General features: G+C 71.2%; 20 protein-coding genes. 13 read left to right on the top strand and 7 right to left on the bottom strand.

All coding sequences use genetic code 11. From position 1 onward, the window contains the following. Window positions 1–55 precede the first annotated feature (55 nt). From O7617_RS32130 to O7617_RS32075, 12 genes are all read left to right on the top strand, one after another. Window positions 56–1,405: a CHAT domain-containing protein gene (locus O7617_RS32130; RefSeq protein WP_282260321.1), complete on the top strand. Its 1,350-nt coding sequence runs from the start codon at window positions 56–58 to the stop codon at window positions 1,403–1,405. Between the two features lie 35 nt (window positions 1,406–1,440). Next, a complete protein-coding gene (locus tag O7617_RS32125; protein WP_282260320.1) occupies window positions 1,441–1,737 on the top strand; it encodes a hypothetical protein in 297 nt (98 codons plus the stop codon). Then, window positions 1,734–2,345, top strand: coding sequence for a hypothetical protein (locus O7617_RS32120; RefSeq protein WP_282260319.1), 612 nt, complete (start codon window positions 1,734–1,736; stop codon window positions 2,343–2,345). The genes O7617_RS32125 and O7617_RS32120 overlap by 4 nt, the downstream gene beginning before the upstream one ends. After that, on the top strand, window positions 2,330–2,485 hold the full coding sequence (locus O7617_RS32115; protein WP_348774208.1) for a TraR/DksA C4-type zinc finger protein: 156 nt from the start codon (window positions 2,330–2,332) through the stop codon (window positions 2,483–2,485). Before O7617_RS32120 ends, O7617_RS32115 begins: the two co-directional genes overlap by 16 nt. Window positions 2,486–2,631: 146 nt before the next feature. After that, window positions 2,632–3,675 (top strand): aromatic ring-hydroxylating dioxygenase subunit alpha, encoded by a 1,044-nt coding sequence (locus O7617_RS32110; RefSeq protein WP_282260317.1) that lies wholly within the window; start codon window positions 2,632–2,634, stop codon window positions 3,673–3,675. Continuing rightward, complete coding sequence (locus O7617_RS32105) at window positions 3,672–3,878, top strand: hypothetical protein (RefSeq protein WP_282260315.1); 207 nt, start codon at window positions 3,672–3,674, stop codon at window positions 3,876–3,878. The genes O7617_RS32110 and O7617_RS32105 overlap by 4 nt, the downstream gene beginning before the upstream one ends. Continuing rightward, window positions 3,875–4,828 carry a PDR/VanB family oxidoreductase gene (locus O7617_RS32100; RefSeq protein ID WP_348774160.1) on the top strand — a complete coding sequence of 318 codons (954 nt, stop codon included), beginning with the start codon at window positions 3,875–3,877 and terminating at the stop codon, window positions 4,826–4,828. Before O7617_RS32105 ends, O7617_RS32100 begins: the two co-directional genes overlap by 4 nt. A 54-nt stretch (window positions 4,829–4,882) precedes the next feature. Beyond that, window positions 4,883–5,614, top strand: a complete 732-nt coding sequence (locus O7617_RS32095; RefSeq protein ID WP_282260313.1) for an IclR family transcriptional regulator — start codon at window positions 4,883–4,885, stop codon at window positions 5,612–5,614. Window positions 5,615–5,690: 76 nt separating this feature from the next. Then, entirely contained in the window at window positions 5,691–6,617 is a 927-nt protein-coding gene (locus O7617_RS32090; protein WP_282260312.1) for an SDR family NAD(P)-dependent oxidoreductase, read from the top strand. A gap of 23 nt (window positions 6,618–6,640) precedes the next feature. Further along, window positions 6,641–7,522 (top strand): amidohydrolase family protein, encoded by an 882-nt coding sequence (locus O7617_RS32085; RefSeq protein WP_282260311.1) that lies wholly within the window; start codon window positions 6,641–6,643, stop codon window positions 7,520–7,522. Between the two features lie 17 nt (window positions 7,523–7,539). After that, window positions 7,540–7,992, top strand: coding sequence for a MaoC family dehydratase (locus tag O7617_RS32080; protein ID WP_282260309.1), 453 nt, complete (start codon window positions 7,540–7,542; stop codon window positions 7,990–7,992). 57 nt (window positions 7,993–8,049) lie between these two features. Further along, the gene (locus O7617_RS32075) at window positions 8,050–9,576 is read left to right on the top strand and encodes a long-chain fatty acid--CoA ligase (protein ID WP_282260306.1); all 1,527 of its coding nucleotides are present in this window, start codon (window positions 8,050–8,052) and stop codon (window positions 9,574–9,576) included. Here O7617_RS32075 and O7617_RS32070 read toward each other — a convergent pair. From O7617_RS32070 to O7617_RS32040, 7 genes are all read right to left on the bottom strand, one after another. Then, window positions 9,500–10,387 carry a PaaX family transcriptional regulator C-terminal domain-containing protein gene (locus tag O7617_RS32070; protein WP_282260304.1) on the bottom strand — a complete coding sequence of 296 codons (888 nt, stop codon included), beginning with the start codon at window positions 10,385–10,387 and terminating at the stop codon, window positions 9,500–9,502. The genes O7617_RS32075 and O7617_RS32070 overlap by 77 nt on opposite strands. A 39-nt stretch (window positions 10,388–10,426) precedes the next feature. Then, a complete protein-coding gene (locus O7617_RS32065) occupies window positions 10,427–11,239 on the bottom strand; it encodes an ABC transporter ATP-binding protein (RefSeq protein ID WP_282260302.1) in 813 nt (270 codons plus the stop codon). Then, window positions 11,232–12,056: an ABC transporter permease gene (locus O7617_RS32060; RefSeq protein WP_282260300.1), complete on the bottom strand. Its 825-nt coding sequence runs from the start codon at window positions 12,054–12,056 to the stop codon at window positions 11,232–11,234. The genes O7617_RS32065 and O7617_RS32060 overlap by 8 nt, the downstream gene beginning before the upstream one ends. Then, window positions 12,053–12,853, bottom strand: coding sequence for an ABC transporter permease (locus O7617_RS32055; RefSeq protein ID WP_282260297.1), 801 nt, complete (start codon window positions 12,851–12,853; stop codon window positions 12,053–12,055). Before O7617_RS32055 ends, O7617_RS32060 begins: the two co-directional genes overlap by 4 nt. 66 nt (window positions 12,854–12,919) lie before the next feature. Continuing rightward, the gene (locus O7617_RS32050) at window positions 12,920–13,894 is read right to left on the bottom strand and encodes an ABC transporter substrate-binding protein (protein WP_282260296.1); all 975 of its coding nucleotides are present in this window, start codon (window positions 13,892–13,894) and stop codon (window positions 12,920–12,922) included. Between the two features lie 197 nt (window positions 13,895–14,091). After that, on the bottom strand, window positions 14,092–15,264 hold the full coding sequence (gene pobA, locus O7617_RS32045; RefSeq protein WP_282260295.1) for a 4-hydroxybenzoate 3-monooxygenase: 1,173 nt from the start codon (window positions 15,262–15,264) through the stop codon (window positions 14,092–14,094). Window positions 15,265–15,291: 27 nt separating this feature from the next. Then, on the bottom strand, window positions 15,292–16,752 hold the full coding sequence (locus tag O7617_RS32040; RefSeq protein ID WP_282260293.1) for a benzaldehyde dehydrogenase: 1,461 nt from the start codon (window positions 16,750–16,752) through the stop codon (window positions 15,292–15,294). 274 nt (window positions 16,753–17,026) lie between these two features. Here O7617_RS32040 and O7617_RS32035 point away from each other — a divergent pair, with 274 nt between their 5' ends. Continuing rightward, a complete protein-coding gene (locus tag O7617_RS32035) occupies window positions 17,027–17,845 on the top strand; it encodes a CoA-transferase (RefSeq protein WP_282260292.1) in 819 nt (272 codons plus the stop codon). Window positions 17,846–17,850: the final 5 nt, after the last annotated feature.

Below are 17,850 nucleotides of genomic sequence, written 5' to 3'. Positions count from 1 at the left end.
GTCATGTTGTCGGCGGTTCTGCCGCTCAATCTTCGCTGCTGGAATCACTACGCTGGTGAGCCGTATCGTTCATCCGACCCACGGGACGGTGCCGCAGCAGATGGTCCAGCCCTGGCACGACACCACGTCCGCCACCGACCGGCGAATGGCCCTGGCGCGCGAGTGGGACCGGCTCGTCGACGAGGTGCGCGAACTGCCCGACCTCGCCGACTTCCTCGAACCTCCCGACCTGGACACGCTGCTGCCTCCGCCCACGGAGGGACCGGTGGTCGTCGTCAACGTCAGCCGATGGCGCTGTGACGCGTTCATCGTCCGGCACACCGGCGTGACGTCGCTACCGTTGCCCGAGCTGACCGCGCAGAGCGCGGCCGACTGGACCAACAGCTACCTGGGCACCCTTCGCGACGCCGAGCGGGCCGCCGGCGACCTCGACGCGCTCCGCGAGCACCGGCCCGGCGGCGGCATGAGAGGACGTCAAGCGGTGCAGCGGGCCGAGCGGACGATGTCGACGGCGCTGAGGGCGACGGAGGCGATGCTCACCGATCTGCTCGCCTGGCTCTGGGATGTCGCGGCCGGCCCGGTGCTCGACGAGCTGGGTCTGCGCGAGACACCGCCGTCCGGAGCACGGTGGCCGAGGATCTGGTGGTGTCCCACCGGTCCGATGACGCTGTTGCCGCTGCACGCGGCCGGGCATCACACCTCCGGCGACCGACCCGGGCGTACCGTCATCGATCGGGTCGTGTCGTCCTACACGCCGACGCTGCGCGCTCTGCGCGAGGCACGCCGCCCGCTCGCCCCCACCCCCGCCGCACACCGCATGCTGGCGGTCGGCGTCAGCGACGCCGAAGGGCAGTCGCCGCTCGGCGGGGTGGCGGACGAGCTGGCGACCCTGGCGGAGCTGCTCCCCGCCGACCGGCTCACCGAGCTGACCGGCTCGGCCGCGACGCGTGACGCGATCCGTGCGCAGCTCGTGGGTCACCGGTGGGCGCACTTCAGCTGCCACGGCATCCAGGATCTCCGCGATCCGTCCCGCGGCGACCTGGTGCTGGCCGACGGCACGCTGACGGTCACCGACATCGCCGCCGGGCAGTATCACGCGGACTTCGTCGGGCTCTCCGCCTGCAAGACCGCCACCGGCGGCGTCAATCTGCTCGACGAGGCGATAAGCCTCTCGGCCGCGCTGCACTACACCGGATACCGGCACGTCATCGGCACCCTGTGGTCGGTGTACGACAGCGACCACACCACCCGGTTGTTCCGCGCGCTCTACGAGGAGATAATCAGCGACGGACGCCTGTATCCGCACCGCAGCGCCCACGCGTTGCACCGGGCGACGCGCGCACTTCGCGACACCGCCGCCGACCAGCCGAGTGTCTGGACACCGTTCACCCACACCGGGCCGTGAAGGGAAACTCCTTGTCGACTGCCGAGGAGACCGACATGCGTTACCTCGAAGCCAGTGAGGACGACTTCGGGCAGGCCGCCTCGGCCTTCCTGCGGGAGACCACCGCCGACGGCACGGTCGTGCTCAGCGGGCCGTGCCCGCGCTGCGGGCACGCCATGGAATACCTGATAACCACGAGCGTGGTCAAAGGATGGCGAGCGCGGAAGGCCCCCGACCCGACCGTGGCCCGACGGGTCGAGGAGATGTGCTGTACGTGTGAGCAGGACCATCCAGGACGCCCGGTCGACTACCTCGGCTGTGGGGCGTTCTGGGACCTGCCGCTGGGCTCGTGACCGGGCCCGCGCCGACCCGTCGACCCGGCCGGCAGAACGCCCAGGCGCTCCAGCGCCTCTACCGCGAGGAACTCCCACGCGTACGGACCGCCGCCCTCGCCTGGCGCAACGGGCTCGGCGCCCTGCTCGCCGGGGTGCTCGGTTTCAGCCTCGTCAAGGGCCGCGCGGACATCAGCGGGTTGGCGAGTCCCTGGGCCGTCCTCGTCGGGGTGCTCCTGTTGGCCTCCCTGCTGGCCGGCGCGTACGCGGCGATGCGGCTGCTGCGCGCGGCGCACGGGCTGCCCGAGCTGGTCGAACGCGCCGTGGTGCGGTCCCGGATCGCCGCCGACCACGACGAGGCCGTCCGTGCCCAGCGGGCTCTGCGCGATGGCATCGGGGCGTTCGCGGCGTGCTCGGCTCTGCTGATCGCCGCGGTGGCGGTCACCTGGTACGGGCCGGCCAAGGAAGCGCAGCGGGTGCGGGTGGTCGTGACCGGCGAGACCGTCTGCGGCACCGTCGTCCGGGTGGGTGCCGGCACGCTCGTCCTCAAGACCCCACACGGTGAGCGGACCATCGACCTGAACGCGGTGTCCGGCCTGAGCCCGGCGGACGCCTGCCCGCCGGCCTGACCACCGGTGCGCTCGGCCGGATCAGCGACGGCACCTACGGCCTCTGCGAGAGGTGCCACGAGAGCATCCCGGCCGAGCGGCTCGACGTGCTCCCGCATGCCCGCTTCTGCGTCCCGTGCCAGGAGAAGCAGAACAGGTGACGTGGGTGTGGCTGCCGCGCCGACGGCACGGCAGCCACCCACGGAACGCCGAGGTTTTCACTCAGTGAAAGCTTCGGCCTCCGCTGCGGAGGGCGCGCGGGATGATTCGACTCCATCGACGTTCGTCTGGCTGGAGGGTCGATCGCATGGCATTCGCTCGTAACCAGTGGTATGTGGCGGCCTACGCCGCTGAGGTCGGTCGGGACCTGCTGGCCCGTACGGTGCTCGGCGAGCCGATGGTGCTGTACCGCACCGGCGCCGGACAGGCGGTCGCCCTCGCCGACCGGTGCGTGCACCGGCGCTTCCCGCTGTCGGGGAGCCGGCTCGACGGCGACACTATCGTCTGCGGCTACCACGGCTTCACCTACGACCCGACCGGCGCGTGCGTCTTCGTACCCGGTCAGCAGCGCATCCCGCGCACCGCCCGGGTCGTCTCGTTCCCGGTGGTGGAACAGGACTCCTTCGTCTGGGTCTGGATCGGTGACCTGGACCGGGCCGACCCGACGACGATTCCCCGCGCGCCCTGGCTGGCGGACCCCCGCTACGCCGTGGTGCGGGGCATGGCCCCGTTGAACGCGCGGTACGGCCTGCTGGTGGACAACCTGATGGACCTGTCCCATGAGACGTACCTGCACGGCGGCTACATCGGCACGCCGGAGGTGGCCGACACCCCGATCACCACCACCGTGGACGAGGACCGGGGCATCGTCTACGTCAGCCGGCACATGGACGACGCCGCGTGTCCACCGTTCTACGCGCGCTCGACCGGGATCCAGGGTCGGATCACCCGGTGGCAGGACATCGAGTACCACCCGCCCTGTCTCTACCTCCTGCACAGCCGGATAGCGCCGCAGGGCGTCTATCCGCCGGCCGAGGGTGCGGACGACAAGGCCTTCCACGCCGAGATCGTGTACGCGATCACCCCGTCGACCGAGCACACCACCTACGACTTCTGGGCCGTGGCGCGCGACTTCGCCGTCGACGACGAGTCGGTCAGCGAGTACCTGCACGACAGCAACCACACGGTGGTGATGCAGGACGTGACGGCGCTCGACATCCTGGAGAAGGTGATCGCCGCTGAGCCGGACCGCTACCAGGAGTTGAGCATCAACATCGACACCGGGGGCCTGGCCGCCCGGCGGCTGTTGGCCCGCCTGGTCGGGTCGGGGACGGTGGGAGCGCCGCGGTGAGCGACCGGGCCGGGGAGCGGCTCTACCGGGTCCACTGGTTGCCGGGCACCGACATCCTGCGGGGGAGCTGTCACTGCGGCGCGGAGCGTCTCGCCGAGGAGCCGATCGAGCTGTGGGAGTGGCTGCTCGCCCACCCGCAGGGCCACCAGGGCGCGGCCGTGCCCTCGTCCGAACCGCCGACCCGGCTGGCGATGCCGGCGTGACGGTGGACGAGTCGGCCGGCGTGGAGCTGGTGGTCACCCGCCGGGAGCAGGTGGCGGCGGAGGTCGTCGCGATCAGCCTGGGTCGGCCGGACGGTGGTGACCTGCCCGACTGGATGCCGGGCGCGCACATCGACCTGGAGTTGGGCACCGGGCTGACCCGCCAGTACTCGCTCTGCGGCGACCCGGCGGACCGGTCGATCCTGCGCATCGCCGTGCAGCGCGAACCGGACGGGCGCGGCGGCTCCCGGCTGGCGCATGAGCGGCTCACCGTCGGCGCGACCGTCCGGGTGCGCGGGCCCCGCAACACCTTCCGGCTGGTCGCGGCACGGCGATACCTCTTCGTCGCCGGTGGCATCGGCATCACACCCATCGTCCCGATGGTCGCCGCCGCCGACGCCGCGGGCGCCGACTGGCGGCTGGTGTACGGGGGCCGCAGCCGCGCCACCATGGCCTTCGCCACCACCCTGCGGGAGAGGTACGGCGACCGGGTGAGCCTGTGTCCGCAGGACGAGACCGGGTTGCTCGACCTGACCGGGTTGCTGGGTCGGCCGACCGACGGGTTGGTCTACTGCTGCGGACCGGAACCACTGCTCACGGCGGTCGAGGAGCAATGCCGTGGCTGGCCGCCCGGTCGACTGCACGTCGAGCGCTTCACGCCGTCGGCCGCCCCCGGCGGGCAGGAGACGACCATCGAGGTCGAGCTGGTGCTCTCCGGGCGGACGGTCACCGTGCCGCCGGGCACGCCGATCCTGCAGGCGGTCGAGGAGGCCGGCGTGTCGGTCCTCTCGTCCTGCCGGGAGGGCACCTGCGGCACCTGTGAGACGCCGGTGCTCGACGGGGTGCCGGATCACCGCGACAGCCTGCTCACCGCCCAGGAACGGGCTGCCGGGGACACCATGATGATCTGCGTGTCCCGGGCCCGTACGCCCCGACTCGTGCTGGAGCTGTGACCGACCGGCGCGGGCGGGGATGATGGCGGAGTGCGCGCGCAACCGGGACGGTCGGTGACGAGCAAGGTGCTGGCGATGCTCGACGCGTTCAGCCCGACCACCCCGGCGCTGACCCTGAGCGAGCTGGCCCGGCGCTCCGGGTTGCCGGTGCCCACTGTGCACAGACGGGCCGCGGAGTTGGTCGCGTGGGGGGCGCTGGAGCGCGGCGACGACGGGCGGTACCGGATCGGCCTGCGCCTGTGGGAGGTGGGTTCGCTCGCACCGAGAGGGCTGGGGTTGCGCGAGCTCGCGCTACCGGTCATGGAGGACCTGTACGAGGTAACCCACGAGAACGTCCAACTCGCCGTCCGGCAGGACCTCGAACTCGTCTTCATCGAACGGATCTCCGGGCGGCACGCGGTGCCCGTGCTCACCCGGGTCGGCGGCCGCTTCGCGTTGCACGCCACCGGAGTCGGGCTGGTGCTGCTCGCCCACGCGCCGGTCGACGTGCAGGAGCAGGTGCTGGCCGCGCCGTTGGAGCGGTACACCGAGATGACCGTCACCGACCCGAGGCGGCTGCGCCGCCGCCTCGCCGAGGTACGCCGGGTCGGGTACGCGGTCAGCGACCGCCAGGTCACGATGGACGCCCTCTCGGTGGCCGCGCCGATCCGCGTACCGGAGGGTGTGGTGGCGGCGATCTCCCTGGTGGTCGCCCACGACCGGGCGGACCCGGTGGCGCTGGCCCCGCTGGTGCGGGCGGCGGGCCGGGCGCTCTCCCGGGCACTGGGAAAGACTGCAGATCGTTGACGCCCGATCAAATTCTGCATTACGTTGCCGGTGCGCGTGGTACCCGGAGGTCCACCATCGACGGCAGGGAGCGCTCATGTCACTGGACGGCAAAGTCGCCATCGTCACCGGGGCCGGGCGCGGTCTGGGCCTCGCCTACGCGCTCGAGTTGGCGCGGCGCGGCGCGGCTGTCGTGGTCAACGACGTCGACGCCGACGCCACGGCCGACGCGGTGACGGCGATCCAGGCGTCCGGCGGCCGGGCCGTCGCGGTCGTCGCACCCGTCGGTCCGACCGAGACCGCGAAAGAACTCGTCAGCACCGCCGTCGGGCAGTTCGGGCGCCTGGACATCCTCGTCACCAACGCGGGCGTCCTGCGCGACACCGTGCTGTGGAAGATGAGTGACGACGACTTCGACACCGTCATCAACGTGCACCTGCGTGGCACCTTCACCACCGTGCGCGAGGCGGTGCAGCACATGCGGCAGGCCGGTGCGGGCGGGCGGATCATCTGCGTCGGGTCACCCACCGGGCAGCGGGGCACCTTCGGCCAGACCAACTACGCGGCGGCCAAGGCCGGCATCGTCGGCATGGTCCGCACCTGGGCGCTGGAACTCGAACGGGCCGGTATCACCGCCAATACCGTCGTCCCGGTCGCCGCGACCGCGATGACCGCCACCGTCCCCTACTTCGCGGCGGCGGTACGGGCCGAGGCGAACGGTGAGCCGATGCCCGCGTTCTTCCGACACGATCTGGGGTTCGGCACGGCGGACGACGTGGCCGGGCTCGTCGCGTTCCTCGGCTCCGACGCGGCGGCCTCGGTGACCGGGCAGGTGATCGGCGTCGGTGGGGACCGCCTGCAGATCTGGACGCACCCGGAGGCGGCGTTGACCGCGTACCGCGAGGGCGGCTGGACGTACGACGCGCTGGTGGACGCCTGGCCGACGACGTTCGCCGGCGCGGCGCAGAGCGTCGGCGAACGCTTCCCGAAACTCCCGGAGGAGTTCGAGCCCGCGGCGTCCTGACCCGCCCGACGAAGGTTGACCCCATGTACCAGCCCGCGATCGACCTCGACACGGTGACGGCGATCGACATGCACGTGCACATCGAGGTCGACGACCACGGCCACGGCTCACTGCCGGAACCTCTCGTGGCGGCGGCGTCGGCGTACTTCCGGACGGACGGCCCACGACCGGCGGTCGGTGAGGTGGCGCGGTACTACCGCGAGCGGCGCATGGCGGCGGTCGTCTTCACGGTGGACGCGCGTACCCAGCTGAGGCACCAGCCGCTGTCGAGCGCCGACATCGCCCGCGCGGCGGCCGAGCACGCCGACGTGCTCATCCCGTTCGGCTCGGTCGATCCGCGCACCGGGGAGGCGGCCCTCGACCTCGCCACCCGGCTGATCGAGGACGAGGGTGTACGCGGCTTCAAGTTCCACCCCACCGTGCAGGGTTTCGACCCGAGCCACGACGAGTACGCACCGCTGTGGGGCCTGCTCGAACGCGCGGGCGTCCCGGCGTTGTTCCACACCGGGCAGACCGGCATCGGCGCGGGCACCCCCGGCGGCTACGGCCTGCGGCTCGGCCTGTCCAATCCGATCCTGCTCGACCCGATCGCGGCGGACTTCCCCGACCTGCAGATCATCATGGCCCATCCGTCGGTGCCCTGGCAGGACGAGGCGTTGTCGGTCGCCACGCACAAGCACAACACCTGGATCGACCTGTCCGGCTGGAGCCCGAAGTACTTCCCGGCGGAGTTGGTGCGCTACGCCAACTCGGTGTTGAAGCGACGGGTGCTCTTCGGCACCGACTACCCCCTGCTCACCCCCGACCGGTGGCTGCGCGACGTGCAGACGACCGACCTCAAGCCGGACGTGCTCCCGGGAATCCTCAAGGACAACGCGGCCCGCCTGCTGGGCCTCGCCCGGTGACGACGAGAGGAAACGCCATGACGACGACAATCACCTACGAGCGGCTGGGCGACTTCGCCGGCACCGATCTCGGGCACACCGAGTACCGCACGGTCACCCAGGACCAGGTGGACCTGTTCGCCGACGCCACGGACGACCACCAGTGGATCCACGTCGATCCCGAACGGGCCAGGACCGGCCCGTTCGGCGCCCCGGTCGCGCACGGCTTCCTCACCCTCTCCCTCGCCGTCCCGTTCTGGACGGAGCTGTTGGAGGTCAAGGGCGTGACCACGAAGGTCAACTACGGCCTCGACAAGGTGCGGTTCCCCGCCCCGGTCGTGGTCGGGGCGCGGGTGCGCATGCGGGCGACCGTCGTCGAGGTCGTCGAGGTGCGCGGCGGCTACCAGATCGCCGTCGACCAGACCATCGAGATCGAGGGTGGGACCAAACCGGCGGTCGTCGCACGCGGGCTCTACCGGTTCTACGCCTGAGCCCCGGGGGCGTCCGCCGAGCCGGGTGAGCACACCACCTCCACCACCGGGAGACTGATGATGCACCAGCACGGAATCGGCGCCTGGTTGACCAAGCGCCGCCTCAAGTCCCCGGACAAGGTCGCCCTCGTCCACGGCGACGGCTCGACACTGACGTACGGCGAGTTCGCCGACGCGGCGGACCGGATCGCGGCGGTGCTCCGGGAGTGGGGCGTCGACAAGGGTGACTCCGTCGCCTACCTGGGTGAGAACAGCCCCGAGTTCCTTCAGGTGATGTTCGGGGCGGCGCAGGTGGGGGCCGTGTTCGTACCGGTCAACACCCGGCTCGCCGCACCGGAGATCGCGTACCTGCTCGCGGACTGCGACGCGCTGGTGCTGATCCACGATCCGGACTTCGCGGTGCCGGTCGCAGCCGCCGCGTCGACCGCCCGGACCCCGCACGTCGTCGTCACCGGCGAGGGCACAGCGGACCGCCCCGGGCTGGCTCACCTGGCGCGCAGCGCCGCCGGGATCACCGGCCACACCGACACCGCGCACCGGGATCCGGCGGCGATCGTCTACACGTCTGGCACGACCGGTCGGCCCAAGGGTGCCGTGCTGACCCACGGCAACCTCACCTGGGTGGCGCTCAACTGCGTGGTCGACTACGACGTCGTCTCCACCGATGTCGCGCTCATGATCTCGCCGCTGTTCCACGTCGCCTCGCTCGGGATGGGCGCGCTACCGGTCATCCTCAAGGGCGCCACGATGGTCGTGGAGAAGGGCTTCGAGCCGGGCCGCGCGCTGGCGCAGATCGAGCGGCACGGGGTCACCATGCTCAGCGGGGTGCCGACCACGTACCAGTTGATGGCCGACCATCCCACCTGGGCGTCGACTGACCTGTCGACGCTGACGAAGCTCACCTGCGGCGGTTCGGCGGTGCCGGCCCGCATCCTCAACGCGTACGAGCAGCGGGGTCTGTCGTTCTCGCAGGGTTACGGCATGACCGAGGCGTCGCCGGGCGCGACCGCGCTGCCCGCGACGATGACCCGCGTCAAGCAGGGCAGCGTCGGTCTGCCGCACTTCTTCACCGACGTGCGGATCACCGATGCGACGGGTGCGGTGCTGCCGACCGGCGCTGTCGGCGAGATCGAGGTGACCGGCCCCAACGTCTTCCCCGGCTACCACGGGCTTCCGGAGGCGACGGCCGAGGCGTTCACCGCGGACGGGTGGTTCCGCTCCGGCGACCTGGGCTACCTGGACTCCGACGGCTACCTCTACATCTCCGGCCGGCTGAAAGACATGATCATTTCGGGGGGCGAGAACATCTACCCGCTCGAAATCGAACAGCTCCTCACCGAGGTCGACGGGGTGACCTCGGCGGCGGTCATCGGGGTCCCGGACGAGCGTTGGGGGGAGGTGCCGTGGGCGATCGTGACAGTGCGGGAGGGGGCCGCGGTGGACACCGACACCGTCCGGGCGTGCCTCGACGGCAGGATCGCGCGCTACAAACTCCCGAAGAACGTCGTCATCGTTGACGAGCTGCCGCGGACGGCGTCGGGGAAGGTGCGGAAGGCCGACCTGCGGACCCGTTTCGGCGCCTAGTCGCGGGCCGGGCGGCGACGAGGTCGGCGAACTCCGCCGCGGACGCCGCGGCCAGCTTCTCGTGCATCCGGCGGTAGGTCTCCACCGATCGCGTGGCGGGCCACGCCGCGTCCATGAACTCGGCCGGCAGCCTCGGGTCGGCGCGCAGCAGCGCGAGCCAGTCCGCCACCAGCATCGTCCGTACGGTCAGGGCGCTGGACGCCATGGTCGCCGCCGACGGGTCGTCCCACACCTCGATGAACGCGAGGTGCGCGCGTCGGATCGCCTCGATGTCCCACGCCGCGCGCACGCTCTCGCCGATCGGGAACCCGGCGAGTTCGCGGGCGTGGAAGGCGACGACGGTGTTGGGCGCGAGATCCTGCCGCAGCGGCTCCAACGACCCGGCCAGGTCGACCTCGCCGGGCGCGAGCCAGAGCCCGTCCCGAATCGGCGCGAAGCCCTCCCAGGTGAGGGTCGAGCGCAGGCGGTGCCGTAGCGTCCGCTGACCCTCCGGGATCGAGAAGGTGACGAGCGTCCACCCGCTGCCCTGCGGGTCGAACGGGCGCGGCCCGCGCACCCGGTGCTTCGCCTCGCGCAGCACCGCGACGCCGTGCTCGGTCAGCGAGAACAGGGTCTCCCGGCCACTGCGGCTGCGGGCCAGGATGCCGCTGTGCACGAGACGGTCGAGGGTCGCCCGGGTGGCCGGCGCCGCGACGTCGGCACCCTCCAGCACGGTGATCAGGACACTCGCGCGGATCGGGCCGGTGACGCCGTCGACGACGTGCTCGCCGAAGAAGGCGAGCAACAACTGCTTCGGCTGACGACTACCCACAGCTGTTCCCTTCGGCGAACTCGTTGCCCTGGCCGCCGGTCACCGCGTGGATCGCGGGGCCTCAGCCTGCCCGCGCTTGGCCCGCTGGATCTGGTCGTAGACGTGCGTCCGCAGTTCCGTGAAACGGGGCAGAGCGCGGGTCGTGATCTGATCGCGCTCCGGCGGCAGGTCGATCGCGAGGTCCTCCTGGACCCAGGTCGGCGACGTGGACAATACTAGAACCCGCTGGCCCAGATACACCGACTCGTCGATGTCGTGGGTGACGAAGACGACCGAGATGGTCCGGCTGGCGTGCAGTTCCCGGACCAGGTCCTCCAGGTCGGCCCTCGTCTGGGCGTCCACCGCCGCGAACGGCTCGTCCATGATCAGCACATCCGGCTGGTAGGCGATCGCCCGCGCGATCGCCACGCGCTGCTGCATCCCCCCGGAGAGCTGCCACGGGTGGCTCCGGGCGGCGTGGGCGAGACCCACCGCCTCCAGCGCGTCGACGACCAGCTTGTGTCGTTGCGCCCGGGAGAGCTTCTTGTGCCGCAGCGGAAGCTCGACGTTGCCGCGTACCGTCAGCCAGGGGTAGAGGCTGCGACCGTACTCCTGGAACACGACCGCCATGGCCGGGCTGGGTCCGGTCACCGGCGCGCCGTCCATCTCCACCACGCCGCTGGTGGGTCGCAGCAGGCCGGCGAGGCACTTCAGGAGGGTGGTCTTGCCGCAGCCGGACGGCCCGACGATGCAGACCAGCTCGCCGGCCTCCATCGTGAAGCTGATGTCCCCGATCGCCTCGACGGTGCCCGTCGCGGACTCGTAGACCTTCCGCAGGTGCTCCACCCGCAGCAGGGCGCTCCGATCAGGCACGGTTGACCTCCCTGATTCCGTGGTACCAGCGCAGGACGCGCCGTTCGACGAGACCGAAAGCTACGGCGAGGAAGACGCCGACGAGACCGAGCAGGACGATGCCGCTCCACATCTCCGCGATCAGGTAGTTGCGCTGGAAGTAGGCGATCCGGTAACCGAGGCCGGAGGACGACGCGAACATCTCGGAGATCACCATCAGGATCAGCGCGACCGAGAGGGCCTGCCGGACCCCGGCCATGATCCGTGGGCTGGCCGCCGGGAGCACGAGGAACCAGAGCCGCTCCCACCACGACACCTGGAACGAGTCGGCCGTCTCCGTCATGACGCTGTCGGTGCCCCGGACACCCTCGATCGTGTTCAACAGGATCGGCCAGACCGCCCCGGAGACGATCACCACCACCTTCATGGTGTCGGTGATCCCGAGCAGGAGCATGGCCACCGGAATCAGCACCGGCGGTGGGATGGCCCGGAGGAACTCCAGCAGCGGTTCGAGCAGTTCACGCAACCAGTGGGTCAGGCCGATGACGGTGCCGGCGGCGATGCCCAGCACGATCGACACGGCGACACCGAGACCGAGCCGGGCGAGGCTCGGCAGCACGTCCGCGACGAACGCCGGCCCGACCCAGGTCTCCCGGAAGGCTTCGGCGATCGTCAACGGGTCGGGGAAGAACTGGCTCGTCGCCCTCGTCGCCACCACACCCCAGAGCACCAGGAGCAGCGCCGGCAGCCCCACGGTGTGGAGGACGCTCGTCGCGACCCGGGCCCCGACGGTGCGGCCGCGCGTCGTGGCGGTGATCCGATCGGTGTACGCGGTCACCGCACCTCCTCTCCTCGTACGGACTGGTGCCAGGACAGCACCCGACGCTCGACGAACCGGAAGACGAGGTTCACCCCGAGCCCGAGCAGGCCGGTGACCACGACCAGCGCGTACAGGCCGTCGGCGTCTCCGGCCGAGCGGGACAGCTCGATCATGCGCCCGAGGCCGGGGTTGCCGATCACCATCTCCGCGGTGATGGCCAGGATGAGCGCGACCGCCGCGGCGAGCCGCAGACCCGTCATGAGGTACGGCAGGGTGGTCGGCAGGACGAGGTGCGACAACTGCTCCCGCCGGGTCAGACCGAAACTGCGGGCGGTGTCCCGGGCCACCGCGTCGACGTCGGCGACACCGTAGATCACCTGCACGAACACCTGCCAGAACGACGCGTAGATGATGATGACGAGGGCGGCCTCCATCTGGATGCCGAACAGCAGCACGGCGAGCGGGATGAGGGCGACCGACGGGATCGGGCGCAGGAACTCGACGGCCGTGTGGGTGGCGCGCCGCAGGAACGGCACCAACCCGACGACGGTCCCGAGGACGACCGCGGCGAGCGTCGCCACCGTCAGACCGATCGCCCAGGACGTCATGGTGCTGCCCAGCCGCCGCCAGAACGCGAGGTCGACGAGCTGCTCGACGAGCCGGGCCAGCACGTCGGTCACGTACGGCAGGTAGAGCGGGTCGACCAGGCCCAGCGTCGGGATCAGCTGCCAGACGACGAGGAAGCCGGTCAGGCCGACGACGCCCAGCACCGCCTTGCGGATCGCGCGCAGGCGTCGGGTGGAGAACACGGGCATGGCACTCCCGTCGTCACGCGGGCGGCGAAGCCCTCCCCGGTCCCGGGGAGGGCGGGACCGCGCCGGCTACTTCTGCTGGATGAGACGGTCGAAGTTCGGTTGCTTGTCGAGCACCTTGTACTTCTGCGCGAGCTCGGCGAGCGTCTGCAGGCTCGACCGGTCGACCTCCCACCCGAAGGCCGGGAGCCGCACCGAGTCGGCCACCGGTGGGGGCAGCTGCAGGTTGTCCTTGATGGCCTGCCGCACCGGTGCCACGTTGGCGGGGTCGTTGGCCCACTGCAGCGTCTTCTTCATCGCCGCCGTGAAGTCCTCGACCAGCTCGGCGTCCTTCTCCGTGCGCTCCTTGGTGGTGATCGTGGTGAGGGTGGTCAGACCGGGCACCACCGCCTGGTAGGGCGCGACGACGAAGGTGTCCCCACGGGCCTTCAGTTGCGTGACGAACGGCTCCGGCACCCAGGCGGCGTCGATGTTGCCGGACTCCAGTTGGGCCGGGGCGTCCGGGAAGGCCACCTCGACGAACTTGATCGCCTTGGGGTCGCCGCCGTCCTTCTCGACCGCCGCCATGATCGTCACATCGCCGGCGGCACCGAGGCTGTTGACCGCGACCCGCTTGCCCGCGAGGTCGGCCGGCCGCTTGATGCCGGACTTCGCCGAGGCCACCACGGCGTTGATGTCGTCGCCGTCGGCGTACGAGGAGGCGTAGTTGCCGATGATGACGACGCCGAGGTCGCGCAGGTCGGCCCGGAAAGCGCCGAAGGGCTGGCCGATCGCGAAGTCGATGTCGCCGTTCATCAGGGCGGGAATGGCCTGCGCGCCACCCTGGGCGGGCAGCACCTCGACCTGGAGCCCGCGCTCGGCGAAGTGCCCCGCCTTGATGCCGCCCCAGAGCGCGGCGGTCTCGGTGATGGGCAGCGCAGCGACCCGGACCTTGCGCAACTCGCCCGAGGTCTGTTCGGACGGTGCGGACGCGTCGGAGTCGGTACATCCGGTGAGGGCGATCGCGGTAGCGGCGATCAGCCCGAGAGCCATGACCTTCTTCATTGACGAGGCCCTTCCTGGGCGGGGGTGGTGGGTGCGTCGGAAGTCGGCGGATGCCTCGGATCTGCAGGTGAACTACCGCTGCGTGGGGGCGCACGCCGCTGTGGTGGGGCCATGGTCAGTCACCCCGGCATTGAAAGTCAATAATTTCTGACGCCCGTCATGAATAAGTTGAACGATGATGGGCGTCGGAGCGGCGCTCAGACCTCGGGCAGACCCACGTAGTTCTCCGCCAGGCTCGTGGCGTAGGCGTCGGAGGTGGCGACGTACCGCAACGTGGCGGTCTGCAACTTCGTCTCGTACGGGTCGTCGCGCTCCAGCCGGTGCAGCATCGACGTCATCCACCAGGAGAAGTGCTGGGCCCGCCACACCCGACGCAGCGCCGTCGCCGAGTAGGCGTCCAGCAGATCGGCGCGCCCCTCGTCGTACCACGCGGCGAAGGCGTCCCCGAGCAGCGCGACGTCGGCGAGGGCCAGGTTCATCCCCTTCGCCCCGGTGGGCGGGACGATGTGCACGGCGTCCCCGGCCAGGAAAAGCCGCTCCCACCGCATCGGCTCCACCACGAAGCTGCGCATCGGCGTGATGGACTTCTCCAGGATCGGCCCCTCGTTGAGCGACCACCCCGGCACCGTCTCAAGCCGCGCCCGCAGCTCCGTCCAGATCCGATCGTCCGGCCACTCGGCGATGTCCTCGTCCGGCGCGACCTGCAGATACAGCCGGGACAGCTCGGGTGAGCGCATGCTGTAGAGCGCGAAGCCCCGCTCGTGGTTGGCGTAGATGAGCTCGTGCACCGCCGGCGGGGCGGCGGCGAGGACCCCCAACCAGGCGAACGGGTACGCGCGCCCGTACGTGGTCAACATCCCGTCGGGCACCGCGCCACGGCTCACCCCGTGGAACCCGTCGCACCCGGCCACGAAGTCGCAGTGCAGCTCCTCGTCGCGCCCGTCACGTCGAAAGTGGACCACCGGCGAGTCGGTGTCGAGACCGTCCAGCCGGACGGCCTCGGCCTCGAAGAGGAGCGAACCGCCGGCCGACAGTCGGGCGGCGATCAGGTCCTTGACCACCTCCTGCTGCCCGTAGACGGTGATCGCCCGTCCCGTCAGTTCGGTCATCGGCACCCGGTGCGACTCCCCGGCGAAGCGCAGCTCGATGCCCTCGTGCCGCAGCCCCTCCCGGCGCAGCCGCTCACCGACACCGGCGCGGCACAGCAGGTCGACCGAGCCCTGTTCGAGGACCCCCGCCCGTAGCCGGTGCTCGACGTGGTCGCGGCTGCGGCTCTCCAACACCACCGACTCGATCCCGCGCAGGTGCAGCAGGTGCGACAGCATGAGCCCCGCCGGCCCGGCGCCGACGATGCCGACCTGGGTACGCATTCCCGGCATCCTCCTCTCTCCCTGGGGTCAGAACGGGTACCGCGCGATACTGCCGCGCACGGTCAGCCACTGCGTCTCGGTGAACGCCTCGATGTTCGCCGCGGGCCCGCCGAACCGGGAGCCGGTGCCCGAGGCCCCGACGCCGCCGAACGGCGCCACCGCCTCGTCGCTGACCGTCTGGTCGTTGATGTGCACGATCCCGCTGGGGATCCGGTCGGCGAGGGCCATCGCCCTCGTCACGTCCCGGCCGAGGATGCCCAGCGACAGGCCGTACTCGGTCCGCCGGGCCAACTCGACGGCCTCGTCCTGGTCGGCGAAGGTGGTCACCGGCGCGACCGGACCGAAGACCTCCTGGGCGTACGCCGGGGTCGTGGGCGTGACGTCGGCGAGGACCGTCGGCCGGTAGAACAACCCCTCGTAGGTGCCTCCGGCCGCCAGCCGGGCGCCCGCGTCGACGCTCGCCGTGACCAGCGCGTGGATCTTGTCGCGTTGGCGCTCGTCGATGATCGGCCCGAGTGCCACCTGCTCCTTGCTCGGGTCGCCGACCGGCAGGTGGTCCGCCTTCTCGGCCAACCGCTCCACGTACCGCTCGGCCAGGCTCTCGTGCACCAGGTGCCGTCCGGTGGTCATGCAGATCTGGCCCTGGTGCAGGAAGGATCCCCACGCGCCGGCCGAGACGGCGAGGTCCAGGTCGGCGTCGTCGAGCACGATCAGCGCCGAGTTGCCGCCGAGTTCGAGGTGCGCCCGCTTGAGGTGCCGGGCGGCCGCCTCGCCGACCTTACGGCCGGCGGCCGTCGAGCCGGTGAAGCTGACCACCCGTACGCGCGGGTCGGCCACCAGCGCCTCGCCGACCTCGACCCCGCCGGGCAGGACGTGCAGCAGACCGTCGGGTAGGCCGGCCTCCTCGAAGACCCGCGCGATCGAGACACCACCGCAGACCGCGGTGCGCGGGTCGGGCTTGAGCACCACGGCGTTGCCCAGCGCCAGGGCCGGCGCGACGGAGCGGGTGGCCAGGATGAGCGGGAAGTTGAACGGCGCGATGACCCCGACGACGCCGACGGGCAACCGGCGGGCCAGGCTGAGCCGCTGTTGCGCGCTCGGGATGATCTCGCCGAGCGGGTGCGAGGCCAGCGCCGCCGCCTCGTAGCACTCCTGTGCCGCGGTGTCGGTCTCGACACCGGCCTTGGGTGGGATGCCCCCGGACTCCCGCACGATCCAGTCACCGATCTCGGCGGCGTGTTGTTCGAACAGCTGGCCGGCCCGACGCAGCACCGCCGCCCGCTCGACGTAGCCGGTGGCGGCCCAGGCGCGTTGCGCGGCGTCGGCCCGGGCGCAGGCCCGCGTCACGTCGTCGGAGTTCGCCACCCCGACCCGGCCGATCTCCTCCCCGGTGGCGGGGGACCGCACAGCCGCCGTGCCCCCGGCCGGCTCCACCCAGCCGTCGCTGTGCAGCGTGCCGTGCCAGGTCGTGGCGTCCAGCAGTGTCATGGCGGTCCTCCTCGGAGCGTGGATCGGTGGGGTGGTCCGGGGTGACCGGGCGTGGCGGGCTTCCGCTCACGAGCGGCCAGGTGTGTTCGCGTACCGAACGGCCGTTCTCTTCATGAACGTTGGCACGTGGTCCGGCTCGCGTCAACGCATCGGCCGCCGTGACTCGGCAACACTGTGGACGGTCCGACCGACTCGCCGTTGACGGATGCCGCTGTCCGTCGTACGTTCGAAATGAGTACGACAGTCCGCATAGCGAACAGAGGCGGGGAGGCTCATGGCGAAACTCGTCTCGCTGGCCGAGGGTGTGGCACACCTGGTCCGCGACGGTGACGTGGTCGCCCTTGAGGGGTTCACCCACCTCATCCCGTTCGCCGCCGGTCACGAGATCATCCGGCAGGGGCGGCGGGATCTGACCCTGGTGCGGATGACCCCCGACGTCATCTACGACCAGCTCATCGGCGCCGGATCTGCCAGTCGCCTGGTCTTCTCGTGGGGCGGCAACCCCGGCGTCGGGTCGCTGCACCGCTTCCGCGACGCCGTGCAGAACGCCTGGCCGGGTCCACTCGAGTTGGAGGAGCACAGCCACGCGGGCATGGCGAACCGCTACGTCGCCGGGGCGTCCGGGCTGCCGTTCGCCGTCCTGCGCGGCTACACCGGGACGGACCTGCCCCGCCACACGACGAACATCCGGCCCATCACCTGCCCCTTCACCAATGAGACGCTCACCGCCGTGCCGGCCCTGCGCCCCGACGTGACAGTGGTGCACGCCCAGCGCGCCGACCGCGACGGCAACGTGCAGATGTGGGGCATCACCGGGGTGCAGAAGGAGGCGGTGCTCGCCGCCGACCGGTCCCTGGTCACCGTCGAGGAGATCGTGGACGAGCTGGAACCCGTACCCGGGCAGGTCGTCCTGCCCGGCTGGGCGGTCACCGCGGTGGCCGAGGTGCCCGGCGGCGCCCACCCCTCCTACGCCCACGGCTACTCGGTGCGGGACAACGACTTCTACCGCGACTGGGACGCCGTCAGCCGGCACCGCGACACCTTCCGCGCCTGGCTCGACCAGCACGTGCACCGCGCCGGAGCGGCGGCGTGACCACG

This window comes from Micromonospora sp. WMMD1155 (assembly GCF_029581275.1).
Lineage (GTDB): Bacteria > Actinomycetota > Actinomycetes > Mycobacteriales > Micromonosporaceae > Micromonospora.
The sequence above is the reverse complement of the archived record's forward strand: the minus strand, read 5'-3'. Positions and strand labels throughout refer to the sequence as shown.